Below are 20,759 nucleotides of genomic sequence, written 5' to 3'. Positions count from 1 at the left end.
GCCGGATCAAGGGTGGAGCCAGCCACCGAAGGGCAGGTTCCGGACAACCGTGAAGACCAGCAGCAACGCGCCGAGGCTCCACACCTGCGCCGGCCGGGGATCGATCCGCAGCGGGCGCCCGCGGACCGCGTGGACCACCCATACGGTCCACAGTACGGCGAAGCCGAGATAGCCGAGGACGGCGAGCGCGTTGTCCTGGAACGCCGCCGCGACGTCGCCGTGGACGAAGGCGTGCGCGCTGCGCAGTCCGCCGCAGCCGGGGCAGTACAGGCCGGTGTAGCGCAGCAGCGGGCAGACGGGGTAGTGGCCGGGTTCGTTGGGGTCCACCGTGCCCACGTAGGCGAAGGCGGCGGCGACGGCCGCCAGCACCCCGGCGGGGACGGCCAGGCGGCTCGGGACGCTGCGCGTCACCCTTCGGCTGTCGGCGTTCACGGAATGCATTGTGCCCCGCACGCGCGTGAGGGGCGGTCCCGGCATCCCAGTGCCGGCCGCCCCTCACGCGACAACGGTGTGTTCCGGGGGATCAGCCCTCGGCGCGCGCCGGCTCGCGGTCGCCCGTCATCGCGTGCGGGTGGTGCAGGTCCTTGGGCTGGCCCATGCCCATCGCCCGCATGGCCGCGCCGACGACACCGCCGAGCAGCACGACCACCATGCCCGCCCAGAAGCCCAGCGGCTGGTCCAACACCATGAACGCGCCCGCGATGCAGAAACCGATGAAGGCGATCGTGACACCGGTCCAGGCGGCCGGGGTGTGACCGTGGCTGCTGCCCGCCATTGCTTGCTCCTCGTTGCTGTGTGCGTGTCTGAGCAGGACGCTCGCGCCCATTGTCCCGCACGTGCGCGCGTCCGGTGAGCGGGGGTACTCCCTCCGCTTCTCGTGCCGCGCGCACCCGCGCGGTTCACGCCCCGGTCGGGTCCTCGCCCCGGTCGAGGGCCTTCCAGAGGTCCTCGGGCCGGTCGGGGTCGACTACGGGGGCCTTGCGGCGCGGCCGGGGCGTGCCGTCCCGCTCGTAGCGGCCGGACATCGCGGGCCAGAGGCGGCCGTAGCGCAGGGCGAGCAGTCCGGCCAGCAGGAGCAGGACGCCGCCGACGGCCGCGACGTAGGGCCAGGCGGTGTGGCTGAGGGCCGCCACGGAGGCGGAGGTGTCGCCGGAGGCCTCGGCGGCCTTCTCGTCGAGCGCGGAGCTGTCGGAGGCGCCGAGCAGGGCGGCGGCGACGGTGCCCGCGCCGGAGAGCGCCAGCAGGGCGGCCACGACGACGCGGCCGCTCCGGCGGACGGCGAAGACGGCGACGAGCGCGGCGAGGCCCACTATGGCGAGCGCGGCGGGGACGCCCGTGACGTCGCTGCCCGTGGCGGTCAGGGGGAAGGCGCCACCGGCCACCGTCGCGGTGCCCTCCGACCAGCTCTGCCGGGTGGCGAGCAGCGCCACGGCAGCGCCGAGCGCGCCGCACAGCAGGGCGACGGCGAGGCTCAGTCGGCCGGCCCGGGCGGATCCGGAGGCTTGGGAACGTGGGTGCGGTACAGCAGTCACGTACCCCACTATCGCCTGAACCCCGGGCGAACCGTCACCCGGGGTTCATCTCAGGCCTTTCCCAGCCGGTTCGCCGTGTGGACGGCCCGCAGGACCGCCGCCGCCTTGTTGCGGCACTCGGTGTCCTCGGCGACCGGGTCGGAGTCGGCGACGATGCCCGCGCCGGCCTGGACGTAGGCGGTGCCGTCGCGCAGCAGGGCCGTGCGGATGGCGATGGCGGTGTCGGAGTCGCCCGCGAAGTCGAGGTAGCCGACGCAGCCGCCGTACAGCCCGCGACGGGACGGTTCGAGTTCGTCGATGATCTGCATGGCGCGGGGCTTCGGGGCGCCGGAGAGGGTGCCGGCCGGGAAGCAGGCGGTGAGGACGTCGAAGGCCGTGCGGCCCGGGGCGACGCGGCCCGTCACCGTCGAGACGATGTGCATGACGTGCGAGTACTTCTCGATGGACATGAAGTCGACGACCTCGACCGAGCCGGGCTCGCAGACCCGCCCCAGGTCGTTGCGGCCCAGGTCGACGAGCATGAGGTGCTCGGCGCGCTCCTTGGGGTCGGCGAGGAGTTCGTCGGCGAGGGCCTGGTCCTCCTGCGGGGTGGCGCCGCGCCAGCGGGTGCCGGCGATGGGGTGGACCATGGCCCGCCCGTCCTCGACCTTGACCAGGGCCTCGGGGGACGAGCCGACGACGTCGAACCCGTCGAAGCGGAACAGGTACATGTACGGCGACGGGTTGGTGGCCCGCAGGACCCGGTAGACGTCCAGCGCGCTCGCCGTGCAGGGCGTCTCGAAGCGCTGGGAGGGCACCACCTGGAAGGCCTCGCCGGCCCGGATGCGCTCCTTGATGTCCTCGACGGCCTCCTGGAAGTCGGGGCCGCCCCAGAGCGCGGAGTACTCGGGGACTTCGGAGGGCGGCAGGACGGCGGGGGGCTGGGCCACCGCGCGCGAGAGGTCCGCCTCCATGGCGTCGAGGCGGGCGATCGCGTCCGCGTACGCCTCGTCGACACCGGTGTCGAGGTCGTTGTGGTTGATCGCGTTGGCGATCAGCAGGACCGAGCCCTCCCAGTGGTCCATGACGGCGAGATCGCTGGTCAGGAGCATGGTCAGCTCAGGCAGCTTCAGGTCGTCGCGCTCGCCGGGGCCGATCTTCTCCAGGCGGCGGACGATGTCGTAACCGAGATAGCCCACCATGCCGCCGGTGAAGGGCGGCATGCCCTCCTGGTGCGGGGTGTGCAGGGCCTCGATGGTGGCGCGCAGGGCGGCGAGCGGGTCGCCGTCGGTGGGGACGCCGACGGGCGGGGTGCCCAGCCAGTGCGCCTGTCCGTCACGCGTGGTCAGGGCGCCGGCGCTGCGGACTCCGACGAAGGAGTACCGGGACCAGGAGCGGCCGTTCTCGGCGGACTCCAGCAGGAAGGTGCCGGGGCGCTCGGCGGCGAGCTTGCGGTAGAGCGCGACCGGGGTGTCGCCGTCGGCGAGGAGCTTGCGGGTGACGGGGATGACCCGCCGGTCGGTGGCGAGCTTGCGGAACGTCTCGAGGTCCATGGCGGCTGACCTTACTGATCCGCGGCGGCGGCGTCCGAACCGCCGTCCTTGAGCAGCACGTCCTCGTCGAAGCAGGTGCGGGCACCGGTGTGGCAGGCGGCCCCGACCTGGTCGACCTTGACGAGCACGGTGTCGGCGTCGCAGTCGAGGGCGACGGACTTGACCCACTGGAAGTGGCCGGACGTGTCGCCCTTGACCCAGTACTCCCGGCGGCTGCGGGACCAGTACGTGCAGCGGCCGGTGGTCAGGGTGCGATGCAGTGCCTCGTCGTCCATCCAGCCGAGCATCAGCACCTCTCCGGTGTCGTACTGCTGGGCGATGGCGGGCAGGAGGCCGTCGGCGCTGCGCTTGAGGCGCGCTGCGATCTCCGGGTCGAGGCGGCTGGGCGTGCTGGTCATGTGGTCCATTGTGCCGGGCGCCACTGGCAGGGTCGGTGGAGTGTCCACTGTCCGGACCAGGTGCGCGGTCGTAGGCTGGCGGCATGTCGACCCATGCCAAGCGTGAACGACTTCTCCTCGCCGATCTGTTGGAGACCGCGGGCCCGGACGCGCCGACCCTGTGCGAGGGCTGGACGACGCGGGACCTCGCCGCGCACGTGGTGGTGCGCGAGCGCCGCCCTGATGCCGCGGGCGGGATACTGATCAAGCAGCTCGCCTCGCGCCTGGACCGGGTGATGGCCGAGTACACCGGCAAGCCCTACGAGGAGCTGATCCAGCTGATCCGTACGGGTCCGCCGCGCTTCTCGCCCTTCTCCCTCAAGCCGGTCGACGAGATGTCGAACCTCATCGAGTTCTACGTCCATACGGAGGACGTCCGGCGCGCCCAGCCCGACTGGTCGACGCGCGAGCTCGACGCGGTCTTCCAGGACGCCCTGTGGTCCCGTCTGGAACGCACCGCCCGGCTGATGGGCCGCGGCGTCCCGACGGGCCTGGTCCTGCGCCGCCCCGACGGCCAGACGACGGTCGCCCAGCGCGGCACACCGGTGGTGACGGTGACCGGCGAGCCGTCCGAGCTGGTCCTGTTCTCCTACGGCCGGCAGAGCGCGGCCAAGGTCGACCTGGACGGCGACGGGAACGCGATCGCGAAGCTGCACGAGTCGAAGCAGCTCGGGATCTGACACGCTGGGAGGGGCTCCCGCGGAGCCTCCCGGCTCACTTCCACTTGGCGGGCCGCTGGTACAGGGCCCCCTGGGTGACGTCGGGGACCACAGGCGGGAGCTGGCAGGCGCGCAGGGCCGTTTCGTTGATGTTGAAGTAGCCGACACCGGCGAAGTTGGCGCTGGGAGACATGTTTCCCGGCGGCAGGGCGAGATAGATCGCTCTGTTCGGATCAACGCGGCGGGCCGACTCGACAGCCGGTACCAGGTCGGTGTCCGCGGAGATGATCAGGGCCACATCAGAGGCCCCCAGCGCGCTGTCCTCGACCAGCCGCGACCCGATGGCTACGTCGGTCGCCTTCTCCTCATAGGTGCGGTAAACCCGCGAGGGAATGCAGGCGCACTGCCAGCCGGTGCGGCACCGGCCGCAGCGCGGGCGCTTCTCCGTGAAGCGCCCCAGCGTGATGTCCACCTCTCCCCGGTTGTGGGCGGCCAGGGCATCGAGATACACGCGCTGGTTCTGTGCGGCCGAGGGCTCGGCGCGGACCATGGCCGTGAAGTAGCGGACCTTGACCAGCGTGTCGTTCGGTCTCAGCCGCCTGACCAGGGCGGCGAGGTCCAGCCAGTAGTAGCGGTGGCCGTATTTGGCCCGCATTCCGTAATAAAGGTTGAAGCCGTCGACGTAGGCGATGACGGTGCTCACGAGTCTCTCCCGGCCAGGTATGCCGCCTGCTAACGTGAAGTCATACAAGGTCGGCGCATGCCGACAGGAACGGCCCCGGCAACGGGGCCGTTTTTTGATGCGGGTGCGGCCCTGCCTAGTCGCCCGCGGTCGCCGGCTCGGGCTGATGGCGGACCCGGTGGTAGGCGGCGTTCGTGGGGTCGTGAAGTGCCCCGTACACGGCGTACGCGGACTGCTTCGGCCCATTGATCGTGTAGTTGCCGCGCGGTGTCTGGGTGAGCACGGTGCCCAGCCAGTGGTCGCCCTTGCGCCAGTCGACCGGCCGCAGGCTCTCGAGCAGTGCCTCGCGGCGCGTGTCGCGTTCCTCGGGCGGGGCAGTCAGCAGGGCGCGGCCCATCGCTCCGACCGCGGCGAGGACCGTACCGGTGCCCGCGACGCATCCCTCGCGGTCCGTGAGTTCTGCGCCGAAGGCTTCCGAATAGGCCGTCAGCCAGTCACGGGCCACGGTTTCGAGATCCTCGAGGTCGACCCTGTCGACGGGTGCGGGCTTGGCACCGAACTGCACGCCCGCGATGCCGTGCGCCATGTTGATGACGCACTGCCGCAGATCCTGCAGCTTGATCACCTTGGAACTGTTCTTCTTGATCTGGCGGGCGATCCGTTCGACCCGGCCGCTGAAGAAGGGCACCTCGTCCGAGATCCGGCCCACGACGGCCATCACCGGGTCAGTGGTGTCCATGGACAGGGCGATGGTGGAGTTGACCCGGACGCCGAGCACGTTCAGGTCGTGGAAGAACTTCCGGGCCTGCATGTGCGGCCGGTCGTCGTGCACCACGGCGCTCAGGTAGGAGGTGGCGTGCTGTTCCTTCGCGTCCTGACCGAGGGTCAGGTCCTGCTGAAGGTGATAGTGGCTCGCTAGCTGCGTCTCCCCGTCGATGGCGATCAGCTTCAGGCCGTACGGCACGCAGAGGTAGTGCTGCACCACACCGCTCTCGGCGAACTGGTGGACGGACAGGGTCCGTTCGGTCCACAAGTGCATGGGAGGGAGCACTCCGTGCTCCTCCCCCATCACGCGGCGCCGGATGTACGCCGCGTACTTGGGGATGTTCGACTTCTTGCCCAGCTCGAGGCCGCGCTGTACCAACGAGTGCAGTTCGACGTCGTCCTCCGTGACGTCCGAGGGGCGCAGCTTCGCACCCGGCTGGAGGACCGCGGGGTCATGCGTGACCGCGCGCAACTGCTGGAACTGCACCTGGATGTGCGTGGTCCGCTCGTCGATCGGCATGCAGCGGATGAATGTACCCGCCGCCGGGTTGAACCCGTCGGTGCTCAGCGTTGCCACAACCCCACCCATTTCTTCAGCACCATCGCTGATAGTCCATCAGGGTAGGGCGTGACTCGAGCTCGGCGCAGAGCTTTCTCGAGATTGGTGACTTTCCGCCTCGAGAAAGTGCTACCTCACCGGATACGACGCTTGACGCAGGACTTCCTTCACCTCGCCGATCCGCAGGTCCCCGAAGTGGAAGACCGACGCGGCCAGCACCGCGTCCGCGCCCGACGCGACGGCCGGGGGGAAGTCGGTCAGCTTGCCGGCGCCGCCCGAGGCGATGACGGGGACGGTCACGTGCTTGCGTACGGCCCGGATCATCTCCAGGTCGTAGCCGTCCTTCGTACCGTCCGCGTCCATCGAGTTGAGCAGGATCTCCCCCGCGCCCAGCTCGGCGGCCCGGTGCGCCCACTCGACGGCGTCGATGCCGGTGCCGCGACGGCCGCCGTGGGTGGTCACCTCGAAGGAGCCCGACTCGGTGCGGCGGGCGTCCACCGAGAGGACCAGCACCTGCCGGCCGAAGCGCTCGGCGATCTCACGGATCAGCTCGGGACGCGCGATGGCGGCGGTGTTGACACCCACCTTGTCCGCGCCCGCGCGCAGCAGCTTGTCCACGTCCTCGGCGGTGCGCACACCGCCGCCGACCGTGAGCGGGATGAACACCTGCTCGGCCGTACGGCGCACCACGTCGTACGTCGTCTCGCGGTTGCCCGACGAGGCGGTGATGTCCAGGAACGTCAGCTCGTCGGCGCCCTCGGCGTCGTACACCTTGGCCATCTCGACGGGGTCGCCCGCGTCGCGCAGGTTCTGGAAGTTGACGCCCTTGACGACCCGGCCGTTGTCCACGTCCAGGCAGGGGATGACTCGGACCGCCAGGGTCATGAATCCACGGCTCCTCTATACGCTTCCACTTCGACTGACACCAGGACCCGCGAGTCGATGAAGCCCTCCACGACCAGCAGGGTCGTGACCGGGCGTACGGAGTCGAACAACTCCTTGTGGGCGCGGCCCACCGCATCGACATCACGCGAATGTGCCAGGCACACACGCGTCCGGATCACGGACTCGATGCCGAGCCCGAACTCACCGATCGCCTCGACCGCACTGGCGAAGGCCACCTTGGTCTGTTCGTACGGGTCGCCGTCGCCGTACAGCACGTCGCCCTTGAAGGCGGTCGTGCCCGCCACGATGACACGGTCACCCGCCGCCACGGCCCGTGCAAAACCGAAGGACTCTTCCCAGGGACTTCCGCTCTGCACGCGCCGTACGGCTTCGGATGTCATGACGCCACAGCCTCCAAGGCTTCTTCCAGGGTGAACGCCTTCGCGTACAGGGCCTTCCCGACGATGGCCCCCTCGACACCGGCCGGGACGAGACCCGCGATCGCGCGCAGGTCGTCCAGCGACGACACGCCGCCCGAGGCGACGACCGGGCGGTCGGTGGCCGCGCAGACGTTCTTCAGGAGTTCCAGGTTGGGGCCCTGGAGCGTGCCGTCCTTGGCGATGTCCGTCACGACGTACCGGGCGCAGCCCTCCTTGTCGAGGCGCGCCAGCGTCTCGTAGAGGTCGCCGCCGTCGCGGGTCCAGCCCCGGCCGCGCAGGGTCGTGCCGCGTACGTCGAGGCCGACGGCGATCTGGTCGCCGTGCTCGGCGATGACCTTGGCGACCCACTCGGGGGTCTCCAGGGCGGCCGTCCCGAGGTTCACCCGGGTGCAGCCGGTGGCCAGGGCGGCGGCGAGGGTGTCGTCGTCGCGGATGCCGCCGGACAGCTCCACCTTGATGTCCATCGCCTTCGCGACCTCGGCGATCAGCTCACGGTTGTTCCCGGTGCCGAACGCGGCGTCCAGGTCGACCAGGTGCAGCCACTCGGCGCCGGACCGCTGCCAGGCGAGGGCGGCGTCCAGCGGGGATCCGTAGGAGGTCTCCGTACCGGACTCGCCGTGCACCAGGCGGACGGCCTGGCCGTCACGGACGTCGACGGCGGGGAGGAGTTCGAGCTTCACGGAAGACTTCGGGGACATCAGAGGGTTCCGATCCAGTTGTTCAGCAGCTGCGCTCCGGCGTCGCCGGACTTCTCGGGGTGGAACTGCGTGGCCCACAGGGCGCCGTTCTCGACGGCGGCGACGAACGGCTTGCCGTGCGTGGACCAGGTCACCTTGGGGGGCTCGAGGGTCGGGTTGTGGGTCTCCAGCGACCAGTCGTGGACGGCGTAGGAGTGCACGAAGTAGAAGCGGGCGTCCGTGTCCAGGCCGGCGAAGAGCCGCGAGCCGGGCGCGGCCTCCACGGTGTTCCAGCCCATGTGGGGCACGACGTCGGCCTGGAGCGGCTCGACCGAGCCGGGCCACTCGTCGAGGCCGTCGGTCTCCACGCCGTGCTCGATGCCGCGCGCGAAGAGGATCTGCATGCCGACGCAGATGCCCATGACGGGGCGGCCGCCGGAGAGCCTGCGGTCGACGATCCAGTCGCCGCGCACCTCGCGCAGGCCCTTCATGCAGGAGGCGAAGGCGCCGACGCCGGGGACGAGCAGCCCGTCGGCGTTCATGGCCTTGTCGTAGTCACGGGTGATCTCGACATCGGCTCCCGCGCGGGCGAGGGCACGCTCGGCGGAGCGGACGTTGCCGAAGCCGTAGTCGAAGACGACTACCTTCTTCTGAGGGGTGCTCAATTCCACACCTCCAGCCGCACGACGCCGGCCACGAGGCACATCGCGGCGCCGATCGACAGCAGCACGATCAGGCCCTTGGGCATCTTCTGCTTGACGAAGGAGTAGATCCCGCCGACGAGGAACAGGCCGACGACGATCAGCAGGGTCGAGATGCCGTTCACAGGGCGCCCTTCGTGGACGGGAGGATGCCGGCCGCGCGCGGGTCACGCTCGGACGCGTAGCGCAGGGCCCGGGCCAGCGCCTTGAACTGGCACTCCACGATGTGGTGCGCGTTGCGCCCGTAGGGCACGTGCACGTGCAGCGCGATCTGGGCCTGGGCCACGAAGGACTCCAGGATGTGCCGCGTCATCGTGGTGTCGTACTCGCCGATCATCGGCGCCATCTTCTCGGGCTCGGTGTGCACGAGGTAGGGGCGGCCGGACAGGTCGACGGTGACCTGCGCGAGGGACTCGTCCAGCGGGACCGTGCAGTTGCCGAAGCGGTAGATCCCCACCTTGTCGCCGAGGGCCTGCTTGAAGGCGGCGCCGAGCGCGAGGGCGGTGTCCTCGATGGTGTGGTGCGAGTCGATGTGCAGATCGCCCTCGGTCTTCACGGTCAGGTCGAACAGACCGTGCCGGCCGAGCTGGTCGAGCATGTGGTCGTAGAAGCCGACGCCGGTGGAGATCTCCGTCTTGCCGGTGCCGTCGAGGTCGATCTCGACGAGGACCGTGGTCTCCTTGGTCGTCCGCTCCACGCGTCCGGTGCGGCTCATTGACTCTGCTCCTTCTTCAGTGCACGAACCGCGTCGAGGAACGCGTCGTTCTCTTCGGGGGTTCCGGCCGACACCCGCAGCCACCCGGGGATGCCGTTGTCCCGGACCAGAACGCCCTGGTCGAGGATCTTCTGCCAGGCCGTGTGCGAGCCGCCCTCGTCGTCGAATCGCCCGAACTGCACGAAGTTGGCATCGGACTCGACGACCTCGTAGCCGGTCGCGCGCAGTTCGCGCACCAGCCGGTCCCGCTCGGCCTTGAGCTGCTCGACGTAGCCCAGCAGCGTCTCGGTGTGCTCCAGGGCGGCCAGGGCGGTCGCCTGCGTGACGGCCGACAGGTGGTACGGCAGCCGGACCAGCTGGACGGCGTCCACGACGGCCGGGTGCGCGGCGAGGTAGCCGAGGCGCAGGCCCGCCGCGCCGAACGCCTTCGACATCGTGCGGGAGACGACGAGGTTCGGTCGGCCCTCGATCAGCGGCAGCAGCGAGTCGCCGTGGCTGAACTCGATGTACGCCTCGTCCACCACGACCATCGACGGCTTGACCGCCTGCGCGGCCTCGTACAGCGCGAGGACCGTCTCGGGCGGGACCGCGTTGCCCGTGGGGTTGTTGGGCGTGGTGATGAAGACGACGTCGGGCCGGTGCTCGGCGATCGCCTTCTCGGCGGCCTCCAGGTCGACCGTGAAGTCCTCGTTGCGGGGGCCGGAGATCCAGCCCGTGCCCGTGCCGCGCGAGATGAGCCCGTGCATCGAGTACGACGGCTCGAAGCCGATCGCGGTGCGGCCCGGCCCGCCGAAGGTCTGCAGCAGCTGCTGGATGACCTCGTTGGAGCCGTTGGCCGCCCAGACGTTGGCCAGGCCGACCTCGTGGCCGGAGGTGTCCGTCAGGTACTCGGCGAGCCTGGTGCGCAGCTCGACCGCGTCCCGGTCCGGGTAGCGGTTGAGGTTCCGGGCCGCCTCACGGACCCGCTCGGCGATGCGCTCGACCAGCGGCTCGGGCAGCGGGTAGGGGTTCTCGTTGGTGTTCAGCCGTACGGGGACGTCCAGCTGGGGCGCGCCGTAGGGGGACTTGCCGCGCAGCTCGTCCCGTACGGGGAGATCGTCGATGCCTGTCACTTGCCTTCTGGAACCTTCCAGCCGAACCTTGCCTTGATCGCCGCGCCGTGCGCGGGCAGGTCCTCCGCCTCCGCCAGCGTCACCACATGGTGCGCGACCTCGGCCAGCGCGTCCTTCGTGTAGTCGACGATGTGGATGCCGCGCAGGAAGGACTGGACGGACAGGCCCGAGGAGTGGCAGGCGCAGCCGCCGGTGGGCAGGACGTGGTTGGAGCCGGCCGCGTAGTCGCCGAGGGAGACGGGGGCCCAGGGGCCGATGAAGATCGCGCCGGCGTTGCGGACCCGGTCGGCCACCGCCGCGGCGTCGGCCGTCTGGATCTCCAGGTGCTCGGCGCCGTACGCGTCGACCACCCTCAGGCCCTCGTCGACACCGTCGACCAGCACGATCGCGGACTGCTTGCCGGTCAGGGCCGGGACGATCCGGTCGTCGACGTGCCGGGTGGCCGCGACCTGCGGCTCCAGCTCCTTCTCCACGGCGTCCGCCAGCTCGACCGAGTCGGTGACCAGGACGGCGGCGGCCAGCGGGTCGTGCTCGGCCTGGCTGATCAGGTCGGAGGCGACGTGCACCGGGTCGGCCGTGTCGTCGGCGAGGACCGCGATCTCGGTCGGGCCGGCCTCGGCGTCGATGCCGATCTTTCCGGTGAAGTAGCGCTTGGCGGCGGCGACCCAGATGTTGCCGGGGCCGGTGACCATGTTCGCGGGCGCGCAGGACTCGGTGCCGTAGGCGAACATCGCGACGGCCGTGGCACCGCCGGCCGCGTACACCTCGTCGACACCGAGCAGCGCGCAGGCGGCGAGGATGGTGGGGTGGGGCAGGCCGTCGAACTCGGCCTGGGCGGGCGAGGCGAGCGCGATGGACTCGACGCCGGCCTCCTGCGCGGGCACCACGTTCATGATCACGGAGGACGGGTAGACGGAGCGGCCGCCGGGCGCGTACAGCCCGACCCGCTCGACCGGCACCCACTTCTCGGTCACGGCGCCGCCGGGCACGACCTGGGTGGTGTGCGTGTCACGGCGCTGGGCGCGGTGGACGATGCGGGCGCGGCGGATGGACTCCTCCAGGGCCGCGCGCACGGCCGGGTCGAGCTCCTCCAGCGCGCGCGTGAGCGCGGCGGCCGACACCCGCACCCGGTCGAGCCTGACCCCGTCGAACCGCTCGGCGAAGTCGATCAGCGCCGCGTCGCCCCGATGATGCACGTCCTCGCAGATGGGACGCACCTTCTCCAGGGCGGCCGCTACGTCGAATTCGGCTCGGGGCAGCAGGTCACGCAGGGCGGTGCCCTCGGGGAGGGCGTCGCCGCGCAGATCGATTCGGGAGATCACGTGCTCAATTCTCTCAGACCCGGGTGAGGCGTCGTCCGCGCGTATCAATGGCTGATACAGAACGCGGAGCGAAGCCGGAGGATCCCCCTCACGTTTCGCGTTCGGGGCGTCACCCAGCGGGCATGAACTGTTGTACGAAGAAACCAACCCGCGAGTACCCGGGGAGGAAGGGAAGAGCGTGACCGAGGGGGCCGGCGTACGTGCCGGGGATGTGCCCGAGGACCTGACCGCGGCCGAGGCCGGCATGTGGCAGGCCTTCCGTAACGGCAGCGTGTACGACCTGAGCAGCGGCGACCCGCTGGTGGACGATCCGCACGGCGGCAGCCCGTGGGGCGAGGAGCGGACCGTGCGGGCCCGGATCGTCTGCTGGCTGCTTCTCGACGGCCCGCCCGCCCTGGCCGGCCGGGTGTCGGCACTGAAGCTGGCCGGCATACGGATCAGCGGCTCGCTGGACCTCGCGGGGGGCACGGTGGTGCCGTACGTCGAGATGCGCCAGTGCCGGTTCGAGCAGGACGTGCTGCTGCCGGAGGCCCGCTTCACGACCCTGCGGATGGTGGACTGCTCGGTGCCGCGCCTGGAGGCGGCCCGGGTGCACACCGAGGGCGATCTGCATCTGCCGCGCTGCCGGTTCCACCGCGGCATCCGGATCACGGACGCGCAGATCGGCACGGACCTGATGCTCAACCAGTCGATCGTGCACCGGGACCGCAGCGGCCGGTCGATCGCCGCGGACGGCCTGACCGTCGGCCAGGACTTACAGGCCGAGCTGCTGGAGTCGCACGGCGAGCTGAGCCTGCGCGCCGCCACCGTCGGCGTCTCGCTGAGCCTGCGCGGCGCGCGCCTGGTCAACCCCTACGAGCGGCTCGCGCTGAACGCCCCGCAGCTGACCGTCGAGCGCAGCCTGTATCTGACCCCGGCGGGGGTCGGCGCCCAGGCGATGAGCGGGATGACCCCGGCGCGCGGCACACGGATCCAGCGGTTCGAGTGCGAGGGCGGGATACGGCTGGACGACGGGCGGTTCGGCGACGCCGTCGACTTCGAGCGAGCCCGGTTCGCCCTCACCGACGACCAGGAGCTGTCGCTGCGCCGGGTGCAGACACCCGAGCTGCGGTTCCTCGGGGAGCATCCGGCGCGCGGGCGGGTGGTGCTGTCGGGGGCGAAGATCATCAACCTGATGGACCGGGCGGACGCCTGGCCCGGCCCCGGGCGGCTGCACATGGGCGGCTTCGCCTACGAGAACCTCGTGCCGCGCGGCCCGTTCCCACTGGCGGAGCGGCTGGACTGGGTGGCGGCGGCGACCGCCGAGTACAACCCGGAGCCGTACGAGCGTCTCGCGTCCGTGCTGCGGGCCGGCGGGGAGGACCAGGACGCCCGTGAGGTGCTGCTCGCCAAGCAGCGCCGGCACCGCGAGAGTCTGCCGCCGGCGGCCAAGCTGTGGGGCTATGTGCAGGACTGGACGGTCGCCTACGGGTACCGGCCGGGCCGGGCCGCCGTCTGGATGGCGGTGCTGTGGGCGGCGGGCTCGTTCGCCTTCGCGCAGGCCGGCCATCCGCCGCTGAAGCGGGGCGAGCATCCGGAGTGGAGTCCCACGCTCTTCACGCTCGATCTGCTGCTGCCGGTCATCGACCTGGGCCAGGTGGGCTTCTGGCAGTTGCGCGGGGGCTGGCAGTGGCTGGCGACGGCGATGATCCTGCTGGGCTGGATCCTGGCGACGACGGTGGCGGCGGGGGCCACCCGATTGCTGCGGCGCAACTGATGTTGCCGGTGTGATCACAGTTGTTGAACTGTCACACCTTTACCTTCTCTTGACCATGAGGCGTACAACTTTCGGCGAGTTCCCCGAACCATCTGGCGCCGCTGTGACCAGCGGTCTTTCAATGGTCGACACCATGGCTCTGCAGCTCCCGTTCATCCGCGCGAGCCGGATGACAAGGACCTCCCCCCACCCCGTCAGCGGGCCTTTCGCCGACGACGAGGTGCTGCTCGACGCGCCGGACGCGCGGCTGAGTCCGGCGCTGGTCGCCGCCGCCCGCGGCGACCACGGACCGGCCGCCGGGCTGCTCCACGCCACCCGCGCGGCGTCCGAGTGGGAGCGACGCGACCGGTACGTGACCCGGCTGGCCGCCTTCGCCCGCTCGCGCCCCGAATGGCTGGACGCCTGGCTCGCCATCGCCCCGCACGACCCCGACGCGCTGCTGGTCGGGGCCCAGCTGGCGGTGGACCGCGCCTGGCTCTCACCGGCCCGCGCCGAGCTGCTGCGCGAGGTGAGACCGCTGCTCACGGCCGCGGCCCGGGGCGACCAGCGGGACCCGGTGCCGTGGCGGCTCGCGCTCGACCACGCGCGGGGCGCGCAGGCCGGGCACAAGTACTTCGAGGAGCTGTGGGCGGCGGCCGTACGCCGTGCCCCGCACCACTACGGCTGTCATGTGGCCGCCCTGCGCTATCTGGCCGCCTTCTGGCACGGATCGCACCAGGAGTGCTTCGACTTCGCCGACCGGGCCGCGCAGGACGCGCCCGCCGAGGCGCTCGCCCAGGCTCTCCCGCTGCGTGCGGCCTTCGGCTACCTGACCGACGGCTGCGGGCCCGAGGTGCCGCGGGCGCGGCTGGACGCGGCCGTGGACCGGGCGATCGCGCTGTCCCCGCTGCTGCCGGCGGCCGACCCCTGGCCGGCCCGGATGCGGAACCTGCTGATCTTCGTCCTGGTGCGCCTGGAGCGCTGGCCGGACGCCACTGAGCAGCTGCGTCTGAACGGCCCGTACGCCACCTCGTTCCCCTGGGACCAGGTGTCGGACGACCCGCTCGGACACTACCTGCGGGTGCGCGACGACGTCCGGGCCGCGACGGCGGGCCGGCCGTCCTGGCATCCACGGAGTGAACGGGGCGGACGAGTCCGCTCCGGCGACCATTAGGCTTTTGCGTCGTGACCACCGTCCGGCTCCCCCTCTTCCCCCTGAACTCGGTGCTGTTCCCGGGGCTCGTGCTCCCGCTCAACGTCTTCGAGGAGCGGTATCGCGCCATGATGCGCGAGCTGCTGAAGACCCCGGAGGACGAGCCTCGCCGGTTCGCCGTCGTGGCGATCCGCGACGGCCACGAGGTGGCCCCGAGCGCGCCCGGCATGCCCGACCCGACGGCGCTGCCCGACAAGGGCCCGCTGGCCGGCTTCGGCGCGGATCCGGTCAAGGCGTTCCACAAGGTGGGCTGTGTGGCGGACGCGGCGACGATCCGGGAGCGGACCGACGGCTCCTTCGAGGTGCTGGCGACCGGCACCTCCCGGGTGCGGCTGCTGTCCGTCGACGCCTCCGGCCCCTTCCTGACGGCCGAGCTGGAGACGCTGCCCGAGGAGCCGGGGGACGAGGCCGCGCCGTTGGCCGAGGGGGTACTGCGGTCCTTCCGCCAGTACCAGAAGCGGCTGGCCGGCGCGCGGGAACGCTCCCTGGCGACCGGTGCCGAGCTGCCCGACGAGCCGGGCGTGGTGTCGTATCTGGTGGCGGCGGCGATGATGCTGGACACCCCGTCCAAGCAACGCCTGCTCCAGGCCCCCGACACGGCGTCCCGCCTGCGCGACGAGCTGAAACTCCTTCGCTCGGAGACGGCCATCATCCGTAATCTGCCGTCGTTGCCGGCGTCGGAACTGACGCGCGGCCCGATGAGCCTCAACTGAAGCGGACCGGCATGGCGAAGAAGTCGAAGAAGCAACAGCAGCCGGGGGGCACGCCCGCCACGGTCGCGCTCACGACGGCGGGCGTGGACTTCACCGTCCACTCCTACGACCACGACCCCGCCCACCCCTCCTACGGCGAGGAGGCGGCCGAGGCGATGGGCGTCTCTCCGGACCGGGTCTTCAAGACCCTGGTGGCGGACGTCGACGGGGCGTTGACGGTCGCGGTGGTCCCGGTGGCGGGCCAACTGGACCTCAAGTCCCTGGCGGCCGCGGTAGGCGGCAAGCGCGCGACGATGGCCAACCCGACCCTGGCCGAACGCACCACGGGCTATGTCCGCGGCGGCATCTCGCCCTTGGGCCAGCGCAAGAAGCTCCCCACGGTCCTCGACGCCTCGGCCTCGACCCACCCGACGATCTGCGTCTCGGCGGGCAGGAGGGGCCTGGAGGTGGAGTTGTCACCGGAGTCCCTGGCCAAACTGACGGAGGCGGTACTCGCACCGGTCAGCCGGGCCTAGAGCCTGCGGGCATGCGTGCCGCTAGGGGCGGCACGGGTGGGCGCAGGCGGCACCCCGCTCCGCCGGGCTGCGGACCCACCCGCGCCTCAGCACCAACGCCGAGCACCTACGCGGCAGGCGGTGCCTCATAAGGCCCGTGCTCGAACTCCGGCTCCGGATCCCGAGGCCCGAACAACGCCGTGAGCCCCAGATGCAACACCAGCGCGGCCAACGGCCAGGCCAGCAACGCCCCCTTCGCCCCCAACTTCAACGGCGCGGAGAACGTCACCCCCCGCCCCGCATCCCTCGCCCGCGCGATGACATCCTCCGCGGGCCCGAGCCACACCCCGAGCCGCCAGGCCAGCAACGACCCGAGCAGCCCGCCGACGGCCAGCCCCACCACCAGCGGCACACCCCCGCGCCGCCGCAGCAGGAACACGACCAGCGCGCTGACGGCCCCGAAGCCCAGCGCGAGCAGCGTGAACGTGCCGTCGACCCCGACGGCCTGCTCGCCCTCGGTGTCCTTGAGGTAGACGACCCAGTTGCCCTCCACCACGTCACCGACCAGCGGCACGTGCGGTGCGAGCCACCACCACAGCGCTCCGAGCAGCACCCCGCCGAGCGCCACGGCCAGCGAGATCACGGCGGCTTCCCGTACTTCGGTCTTCATGCCGGGGCCGTCCTGTCCGTACCAGCCGTGCCCGGCGTATTCGGCGTGCTGAGACCCGGGAGCCTGGGGCCCGTTCGCCCCGGGCCCGTCGGCCGGCGGCTGCCACGCGTCCTGCGCGGAACGTTCATGCGGGGGCGGTGGCGGAGTCAGTGGTGCGGTCACCCTGCCATCGTGCCAGTCCCGCCTGTGCGCCGCGTCACCGGACGACCGCTCCGCGCTCACCGGACGGCCGCCCGGCGGTACGCCCAGGTCGCCACGGCCAGCGAGACGACGCCCACGACCCCGCACACGGCGAGGTCACCGAGCACGAAGGCCCAGTCGGGATGCGGATCGAACGTCCGCGCGAAGGCCTCGACGCCGTACGTCGACGGCAGCAGGTCCCGCGCGAAGCGCACGACCTCCGGCATCCGGTCCGCCGGCAGCACGCCCAGCAGCAGCGCCGCCGACATGCCCAGCTGTCCGAGCAGCGTGGCCAGCTCCGGCCGGGGCGCGAGCAGGCCCAGCGCCGCCCCCAGCCCGGCGAGCGCGGCGCCCGCGAGCGGGATGACGGCCATCAGGACCCACAGATGGGCCAGCGGCAGCCCGAACAGCGCGCAGCCGAACACCGCCGTCACGATGGTCCCCGGCACGGTGAACGAGGCGTACGCGCCCGCCGCGCCCAGCACCACCGCCGCCGGCGGCACCGGCAGGGTCGCGTAGTGGTCGAGTCCGCCACTGGCCCGCAGCTGTCCGAAGTACTGCGCGAGCAGGTTCAGCGCGACGAAGGCGACGACCAGGACCGAAGACCCGGCGACGACCGCCTGCGCCTCCGCCCCGTCGTCGACGACCCCGCGCATCAGGATCATGATCCCGATCGACTGGAAGGTCGCCACGAACAGCAGCGGGATCCGCGCGACCCGCGCCCGGGACAGCTGGGCCCGGTACACGGCCGCCAGCGAGGGCCACAGCCGCGCCCTGGGCCCGAGCTCGGCCGCGCACGCGGCGGGCTCCTCCGCGGCCAGGGCACTGCCCGGCAGGACATCGGCGGGTACGACACTCACGTCGCGCTGCTCCCCTTCGCTCGGGTCCACTGCGGCGGTCGCCCTGTTCGGTACGTATGCGGCGGGCTGTGCGCTCAAGCCCCCCGCACCCAAGGCCCCGGTACTCCTCACGCCTTCACCAGCCCCTGCTGCACGGCACCGCCCAGGGCCAGGTACACGTCCTCCAGGCTGGGCGTGGCCAGCGTGAAGTCGTCCAGGGCGGCGAAGGCGGCCCCGCCGGTGACGGTGGCGACGACCGCCCGGGCCTCCTCGGGCCCGAGCCGGAGCGTCCAGCGGCGGCCCGACTCCACGACGCGGTCCCGCAGCGCGGCCACCTCGGGGACGTGCAGCGGCGGCGCGTCCCGCCACACCAGCTCCACCCGCACCTCACCGGCGACCTGTTCCTTCAGCCCGGCCGGGGTGTCGCAGGCGATCACCTTTCCCCGGTCGAGGACGGCCACCCGGTCCAGTACGGTCTCGGCCTCGATGACGTTGTGGGTGACGAGCAGCACCGTCGTCCCCCGTTCGGCGCGTCGCCGGTCGACGGCGGACCACACGGCCCGCCGCGCCACCGGGTCCATGCCGGAGGTCGGCTCGTCGAGCACGAGGAGCGAGCGCTCCCCCACCAGCGCCGCGGCGAAGCACGCCAGGCGCCGCTGGCCCCCGGAGAGCTTCTTCAGCGGCCGCCCGGCGAGGGGCGCGAGCCCCAGCTCGTCGAGTACGTCGTCCCGCTCGGCGCGCGCGGCCCGTACGTCCAGGCCGCGCAGCCGCGCGGTGGTCTCGGCGGCGAGCGACACGGTCAGCTCGTCGAGGGCGGTCGACTCCTGCCCGAGGTAGGCGAGGATGCGCGCGGCCCGTTCCGGGTGGCGCACGATGTCGTGCCCGAGGATCTCCACGCTGCCGCGGTCGGGCCGCATCAGCCCGGTGAGCTGCCGTACGAGGGTGGACTTGCCGGCGCCGTTCGGCCCGAGCAGGCCGAAGATCTCGCCGCGCCGGATGTCCAGCCGTACGTCGTCCGTGGCCCGGACCTCGGGAGTTCCCGGTGCGCCGCGCCGGCCCCGGACCGCCGGATAGGTCTTGGTCAGCCCGCGGACCGCGCACACGACGTCACCATCGTGCCGAAATGCCTGTGCCGCGCGCTTACTCACAAGGGACGAGACTACGGGGTCGGGAACCCCGGTCGGCTCTCGGGTCGGTCCATTCCGGGAAATCCGCTCGCACAGATCTCAGTCGCCGACGGGCGTGTGCTCCACGCCCGTGCGCACGCCGATCTCCCGCCAGAAACCTGCCCGGATGGCGTAACGGTCCCGCTCGTCGATCTGGTCGTCCTTGTGGGCGAGCAGGCCGAAGCGGGCGGCGTAGCGCAGCAGCTCCCCGTCGACCCGGTGCGGGATGCGCGGGTACATCCCGGACAGTTTCGGCAGCTGACCCTGGTCGCCGAGGCGCTCCACCCAGCGCCGTGCGAACACCTGTCCCACCTCGTAGGGGTCGCCGCCAACCGTGGTGATGTCCTCCTCGCGGTCGGCCCACCGCTGCTCCGCCGTGGTCAGCTGGGCGAGCGTCGGCATCGAGGCGGCCTCTGGGGGCTCGGCCGTGGGCCGGTCGACCCAGCCCTTGTCGGAGGACCAGCGAAGGGTGGCGGAGGCGGGGGGCTGGGCGGGCTGGGTTCCGGGGGCGCGCAGGGCCGCCAGGTCCTTGGGCGTGGGGACGCCTTTGGGGGCCGGAACCCGCTCCTCGGTGCCGTTCTGCCCGGTGCCGGCCGCCGGGTGCGGGGGCGGCGGGGCGGGGCGCTCGGCCGTGGCGGCGAGCGAGGACTCGGGCAGCGGCGCGGAGAGGATCGCGGCGATCTCGGGCCGGGGCACGGGCTGCGGGGCGCACACGCCGGTGTACTCCTTGGCGCGGACCGCCTTGGTGATCCACGTCCGGTCCAGGACACGCCGCTCGTCGGCCTCGGCGACCAGGTCCTCGGACTGGTTGTAGTCGCCGTCGGCGGCCTGGACGGCCCACAGATGGACGGCGACGCCGTGCTCCTTGGCGGCCATCATGCCGGGCAGCAGGTCGCCGTCGCCGGTGACGAGGACGACGTCGGAGCAGGCGCGGTTGCGGGCCAGCTCGGTGAGCTCGGCGTGCATCGCGGCGTCCACGCCCTTCTGCGCCCAGCGGCCGTCGCTGCGGGTCAGCGCGCCGAGCCGGACGGTGACCCGGGGCATCACGCGCAGCCGGCGGTGCTCCGGTTGCGGGACGCGGTCGGGGGCGCCGTCGAACCAGTAGATGCGCAGCAGGGGCTGCTGCGTATCGGACTCCGCGCGTTCGCGCAGCCCCTGAATGAGGGCCGTGTGGTCGACGGTGATGCGGGACCGTGAGGGCTCCCCGGCGAGGAGACTCGCCGCGGCTCCCAGCAGATACCCCGCGTCCACCAGGACGATGCAGCGGTCCACACGACTCACCCTCTTCCCAGGAGGTTTGCTTCGGGCTTGCTTCGAGTCTGCCCGACGCCGCGGAGGTTAACGGCCGGAACTCGATCTTCGGCGTGGCGTTTCGGGAGTTCCCGCTCCGACCAGCCCTGTCACGCACGGTAATTGTCCGACATGCGATCGTTGTCGGCCTGTGTGAATCTGGTCCCGGCCCTGGCCCCTAGATCCCCCACAGGAGGCACCACCATGGCCAAGAACAAGAACCGTGAACGCAAACAGCGTCCCACCGAGCGTGGCCAGCGGGCGGACCGCAGCCCCGCGGCGCAGACGGAGCCCCAGCCCGAGGCCGAGGTCACCGCCCCCGGTGACCTGGCGACCCGTAAGCGGAAGCGCAGCTTCGGCCACAACTGACATCTGCGTGACGGGTCGTTGAGACCCACCCACTTGCGCATATGCGTGAGGGGCGTACCCGGTACCGGGTAC

25 protein-coding genes are annotated in these 20,759 nt (G+C 71.7%); 6 read left to right on the top strand and 19 right to left on the bottom strand.

Translation table 11 applies throughout. The annotated features are described in order from the left end of the window. Positions 1-6: 6 nt before the first annotated feature. The 5 genes from ACFT4A_RS10550 to hisI all read right to left on the bottom strand — a co-directional run bounded on the left by ACFT4A_RS10550 (position 7) and on the right by hisI (position 3,462). A complete protein-coding gene (locus ACFT4A_RS10550; RefSeq protein ID WP_382827810.1) occupies positions 7-441 on the bottom strand; it encodes a DUF2752 domain-containing protein in 435 nt (144 codons plus the stop codon). 82 nt (positions 442-523) lie between these two features. Continuing rightward, entirely contained in the window at positions 524-775 is a 252-nt protein-coding gene (locus ACFT4A_RS10545; RefSeq protein ID WP_382827807.1) for an HGxxPAAW family protein, read from the bottom strand. 124 nt (positions 776-899) lie between these two features. Further along, positions 900-1,541 (bottom strand): TIGR02234 family membrane protein, encoded by a 642-nt coding sequence (locus ACFT4A_RS10540; RefSeq protein ID WP_382827805.1) that lies wholly within the window; start codon positions 1,539-1,541, stop codon positions 900-902. Between the two features lie 41 nt (positions 1,542-1,582). Further along, positions 1,583-3,064 carry an anthranilate synthase component I gene (locus ACFT4A_RS10535; protein ID WP_382827802.1) on the bottom strand — a complete coding sequence of 494 codons (1,482 nt, stop codon included), beginning with the start codon at positions 3,062-3,064 and terminating at the stop codon, positions 1,583-1,585. An 11-nt stretch (positions 3,065-3,075) separates the two neighbouring features. Continuing rightward, positions 3,076-3,462, bottom strand: coding sequence for a phosphoribosyl-AMP cyclohydrolase (gene hisI, locus ACFT4A_RS10530; protein ID WP_382827799.1), 387 nt, complete (start codon positions 3,460-3,462; stop codon positions 3,076-3,078). A gap of 83 nt (positions 3,463-3,545) precedes the next feature. On the opposite strand from hisI, the gene ACFT4A_RS10525 reads away from it, so the two are divergent. After that, positions 3,546-4,181, top strand: coding sequence for a TIGR03085 family metal-binding protein (locus ACFT4A_RS10525; protein WP_382827796.1), 636 nt, complete (start codon positions 3,546-3,548; stop codon positions 4,179-4,181). A gap of 34 nt (positions 4,182-4,215) precedes the next feature. On the opposite strand, the gene ACFT4A_RS10520 is transcribed toward ACFT4A_RS10525, so the two are convergent. The 10 genes from ACFT4A_RS10520 to hisD form a co-directional block, all read right to left on the bottom strand. Beyond that, positions 4,216-4,863 carry an NYN domain-containing protein gene (locus tag ACFT4A_RS10520; RefSeq protein WP_382827793.1) on the bottom strand — a complete coding sequence of 216 codons (648 nt, stop codon included), beginning with the start codon at positions 4,861-4,863 and terminating at the stop codon, positions 4,216-4,218. A 115-nt stretch (positions 4,864-4,978) separates the two neighbouring features. Next, the gene (locus ACFT4A_RS10515; protein WP_382827790.1) at positions 4,979-6,127 is read right to left on the bottom strand and encodes a DNA sulfur modification protein DndB; all 1,149 of its coding nucleotides are present in this window, start codon (positions 6,125-6,127) and stop codon (positions 4,979-4,981) included. Between the two features lie 168 nt (positions 6,128-6,295). Continuing rightward, positions 6,296-7,051 (bottom strand): imidazole glycerol phosphate synthase subunit HisF, encoded by a 756-nt coding sequence (hisF, locus tag ACFT4A_RS10510; RefSeq protein ID WP_382827787.1) that lies wholly within the window; start codon positions 7,049-7,051, stop codon positions 6,296-6,298. Continuing rightward, entirely contained in the window at positions 7,048-7,452 is a 405-nt protein-coding gene (locus ACFT4A_RS10505; RefSeq protein WP_382827784.1) for a RidA family protein, read from the bottom strand. Before ACFT4A_RS10505 ends, hisF begins: the two co-directional genes overlap by 4 nt. After that, positions 7,449-8,189: a bifunctional 1-(5-phosphoribosyl)-5-((5-phosphoribosylamino)methylideneamino)imidazole-4-carboxamide isomerase/phosphoribosylanthranilate isomerase PriA gene (priA, locus tag ACFT4A_RS10500; protein WP_382827781.1), complete on the bottom strand. Its 741-nt coding sequence runs from the start codon at positions 8,187-8,189 to the stop codon at positions 7,449-7,451. The genes ACFT4A_RS10505 and priA overlap by 4 nt, the downstream gene beginning before the upstream one ends. Beyond that, positions 8,189-8,833 (bottom strand): imidazole glycerol phosphate synthase subunit HisH, encoded by a 645-nt coding sequence (hisH, locus tag ACFT4A_RS10495; protein WP_382827778.1) that lies wholly within the window; start codon positions 8,831-8,833, stop codon positions 8,189-8,191. Before hisH ends, priA begins: the two co-directional genes overlap by 1 nt. Then, entirely contained in the window at positions 8,830-8,994 is a 165-nt protein-coding gene (locus tag ACFT4A_RS10490; RefSeq protein ID WP_189729006.1) for a hypothetical protein, read from the bottom strand. Before ACFT4A_RS10490 ends, hisH begins: the two co-directional genes overlap by 4 nt. Further along, positions 8,991-9,584, bottom strand: coding sequence for an imidazoleglycerol-phosphate dehydratase HisB (gene hisB, locus ACFT4A_RS10485; protein ID WP_030248649.1), 594 nt, complete (start codon positions 9,582-9,584; stop codon positions 8,991-8,993). Before hisB ends, ACFT4A_RS10490 begins: the two co-directional genes overlap by 4 nt. Continuing rightward, positions 9,581-10,696, bottom strand: coding sequence for a histidinol-phosphate transaminase (locus ACFT4A_RS10480; protein ID WP_382827775.1), 1,116 nt, complete (start codon positions 10,694-10,696; stop codon positions 9,581-9,583). Before ACFT4A_RS10480 ends, hisB begins: the two co-directional genes overlap by 4 nt. Further along, a complete protein-coding gene (hisD, locus tag ACFT4A_RS10475) occupies positions 10,693-12,018 on the bottom strand; it encodes a histidinol dehydrogenase (protein WP_382827772.1) in 1,326 nt (441 codons plus the stop codon). Before hisD ends, ACFT4A_RS10480 begins: the two co-directional genes overlap by 4 nt. Before the next feature lie 178 nt (positions 12,019-12,196). On the opposite strand from hisD, the gene ACFT4A_RS10470 reads away from it, so the two are divergent. The 4 genes from ACFT4A_RS10470 (at position 12,197) to ybaK (ending at position 16,194) form a co-directional block, all read left to right on the top strand. After that, on the top strand, positions 12,197-13,774 hold the full coding sequence (locus ACFT4A_RS10470; RefSeq protein WP_382827769.1) for an oxidoreductase: 1,578 nt from the start codon (positions 12,197-12,199) through the stop codon (positions 13,772-13,774). Positions 13,775-13,895: 121 nt separating this feature from the next. Further along, complete coding sequence (locus ACFT4A_RS10465) at positions 13,896-14,927, top strand: hypothetical protein (RefSeq protein WP_382828467.1); 1,032 nt, start codon at positions 13,896-13,898, stop codon at positions 14,925-14,927. Between the two features lie 11 nt (positions 14,928-14,938). Further along, positions 14,939-15,679: an LON peptidase substrate-binding domain-containing protein gene (locus ACFT4A_RS10460; protein WP_382827766.1), complete on the top strand. Its 741-nt coding sequence runs from the start codon at positions 14,939-14,941 to the stop codon at positions 15,677-15,679. 11 nt (positions 15,680-15,690) lie between these two features. Continuing rightward, the gene (ybaK, locus tag ACFT4A_RS10455; protein WP_382827763.1) at positions 15,691-16,194 is read left to right on the top strand and encodes a Cys-tRNA(Pro) deacylase; all 504 of its coding nucleotides are present in this window, start codon (positions 15,691-15,693) and stop codon (positions 16,192-16,194) included. Between the two features lie 106 nt (positions 16,195-16,300). On the opposite strand, the gene ACFT4A_RS10450 is transcribed toward ybaK, so the two are convergent. From ACFT4A_RS10450 to ACFT4A_RS10435, 4 genes are all read right to left on the bottom strand, one after another. Beyond that, entirely contained in the window at positions 16,301-17,005 is a 705-nt protein-coding gene (locus tag ACFT4A_RS10450) for an AAA family ATPase (protein ID WP_382827760.1), read from the bottom strand. A 56-nt stretch (positions 17,006-17,061) separates the two neighbouring features. Continuing rightward, positions 17,062-17,883 carry an ABC transporter permease gene (locus ACFT4A_RS10445; protein WP_382827758.1) on the bottom strand — a complete coding sequence of 274 codons (822 nt, stop codon included), beginning with the start codon at positions 17,881-17,883 and terminating at the stop codon, positions 17,062-17,064. Between the two features lie 107 nt (positions 17,884-17,990). Beyond that, a complete protein-coding gene (locus ACFT4A_RS10440) occupies positions 17,991-18,965 on the bottom strand; it encodes an ABC transporter ATP-binding protein (RefSeq protein WP_382827755.1) in 975 nt (324 codons plus the stop codon). A gap of 123 nt (positions 18,966-19,088) precedes the next feature. Beyond that, on the bottom strand, positions 19,089-20,300 hold the full coding sequence (locus ACFT4A_RS10435; RefSeq protein WP_382827752.1) for an NYN domain-containing protein: 1,212 nt from the start codon (positions 20,298-20,300) through the stop codon (positions 19,089-19,091). 222 nt (positions 20,301-20,522) lie between these two features. Here ACFT4A_RS10435 and ACFT4A_RS10430 point away from each other — a divergent pair, with 222 nt between their 5' ends. Next, a complete protein-coding gene (locus ACFT4A_RS10430; protein WP_382827749.1) occupies positions 20,523-20,687 on the top strand; it encodes a hypothetical protein in 165 nt (54 codons plus the stop codon). Positions 20,688-20,759: the final 72 nt, after the last annotated feature.

The sequence above is a fragment of the Streptomyces sp. NPDC057099 genome (genome assembly GCF_042671245.1).
Taxonomy (GTDB): domain Bacteria; phylum Actinomycetota; class Actinomycetes; order Streptomycetales; family Streptomycetaceae; genus Streptomyces; species Streptomyces purpurascens.
The sequence above is the reverse complement of the archived record's forward strand: the minus strand, read 5'-3'. Positions and strand labels throughout refer to the sequence as shown.

Bases quoted from the DNA above. Each gene is read 5' to 3' on its own strand.
- ACFT4A_RS10550 (WP_382827810.1), bottom strand. From the start codon at position 441: ATGCATTCCGTGAACGCCGACAGCCGAAGGGTGACGCGCAGCGTCCCG.
- ACFT4A_RS10545 (WP_382827807.1), bottom strand. From the start codon at position 775: ATGGCGGGCAGCAGCCACGGTCACACCCCGGCCGCCTGGACCGGTGTC.
- ACFT4A_RS10535 (WP_382827802.1), bottom strand. From the start codon at position 3,064: ATGGACCTCGAGACGTTCCGCAAGCTCGCCACCGACCGGCGGGTCATC.
- hisI (WP_382827799.1), bottom strand. From the start codon at position 3,462: ATGACCAGCACGCCCAGCCGCCTCGACCCGGAGATCGCAGCGCGCCTC.
- ACFT4A_RS10525 (WP_382827796.1), top strand. From the start codon at position 3,546: ATGTCGACCCATGCCAAGCGTGAACGACTTCTCCTCGCCGATCTGTTG.
- ACFT4A_RS10515 (WP_382827790.1), bottom strand. From the start codon at position 6,127: ATGCCGATCGACGAGCGGACCACGCACATCCAGGTGCAGTTCCAGCAG.
- hisF (WP_382827787.1), bottom strand. From the start codon at position 7,051: ATGACCCTGGCGGTCCGAGTCATCCCCTGCCTGGACGTGGACAACGGC.
- ACFT4A_RS10505 (WP_382827784.1), bottom strand. From the start codon at position 7,452: ATGACATCCGAAGCCGTACGGCGCGTGCAGAGCGGAAGTCCCTGGGAA.
- priA (WP_382827781.1), bottom strand. From the start codon at position 8,189: ATGTCCCCGAAGTCTTCCGTGAAGCTCGAACTCCTCCCCGCCGTCGAC.
- hisB (WP_030248649.1), bottom strand. From the start codon at position 9,584: ATGAGCCGCACCGGACGCGTGGAGCGGACGACCAAGGAGACCACGGTC.
- ACFT4A_RS10465 (WP_382828467.1), top strand. From the start codon at position 13,896: ATGGTCGACACCATGGCTCTGCAGCTCCCGTTCATCCGCGCGAGCCGG.
- ybaK (WP_382827763.1), top strand. From the start codon at position 15,691: ATGGCGAAGAAGTCGAAGAAGCAACAGCAGCCGGGGGGCACGCCCGCC.
- ACFT4A_RS10430 (WP_382827749.1), top strand. From the start codon at position 20,523: ATGGCCAAGAACAAGAACCGTGAACGCAAACAGCGTCCCACCGAGCGT.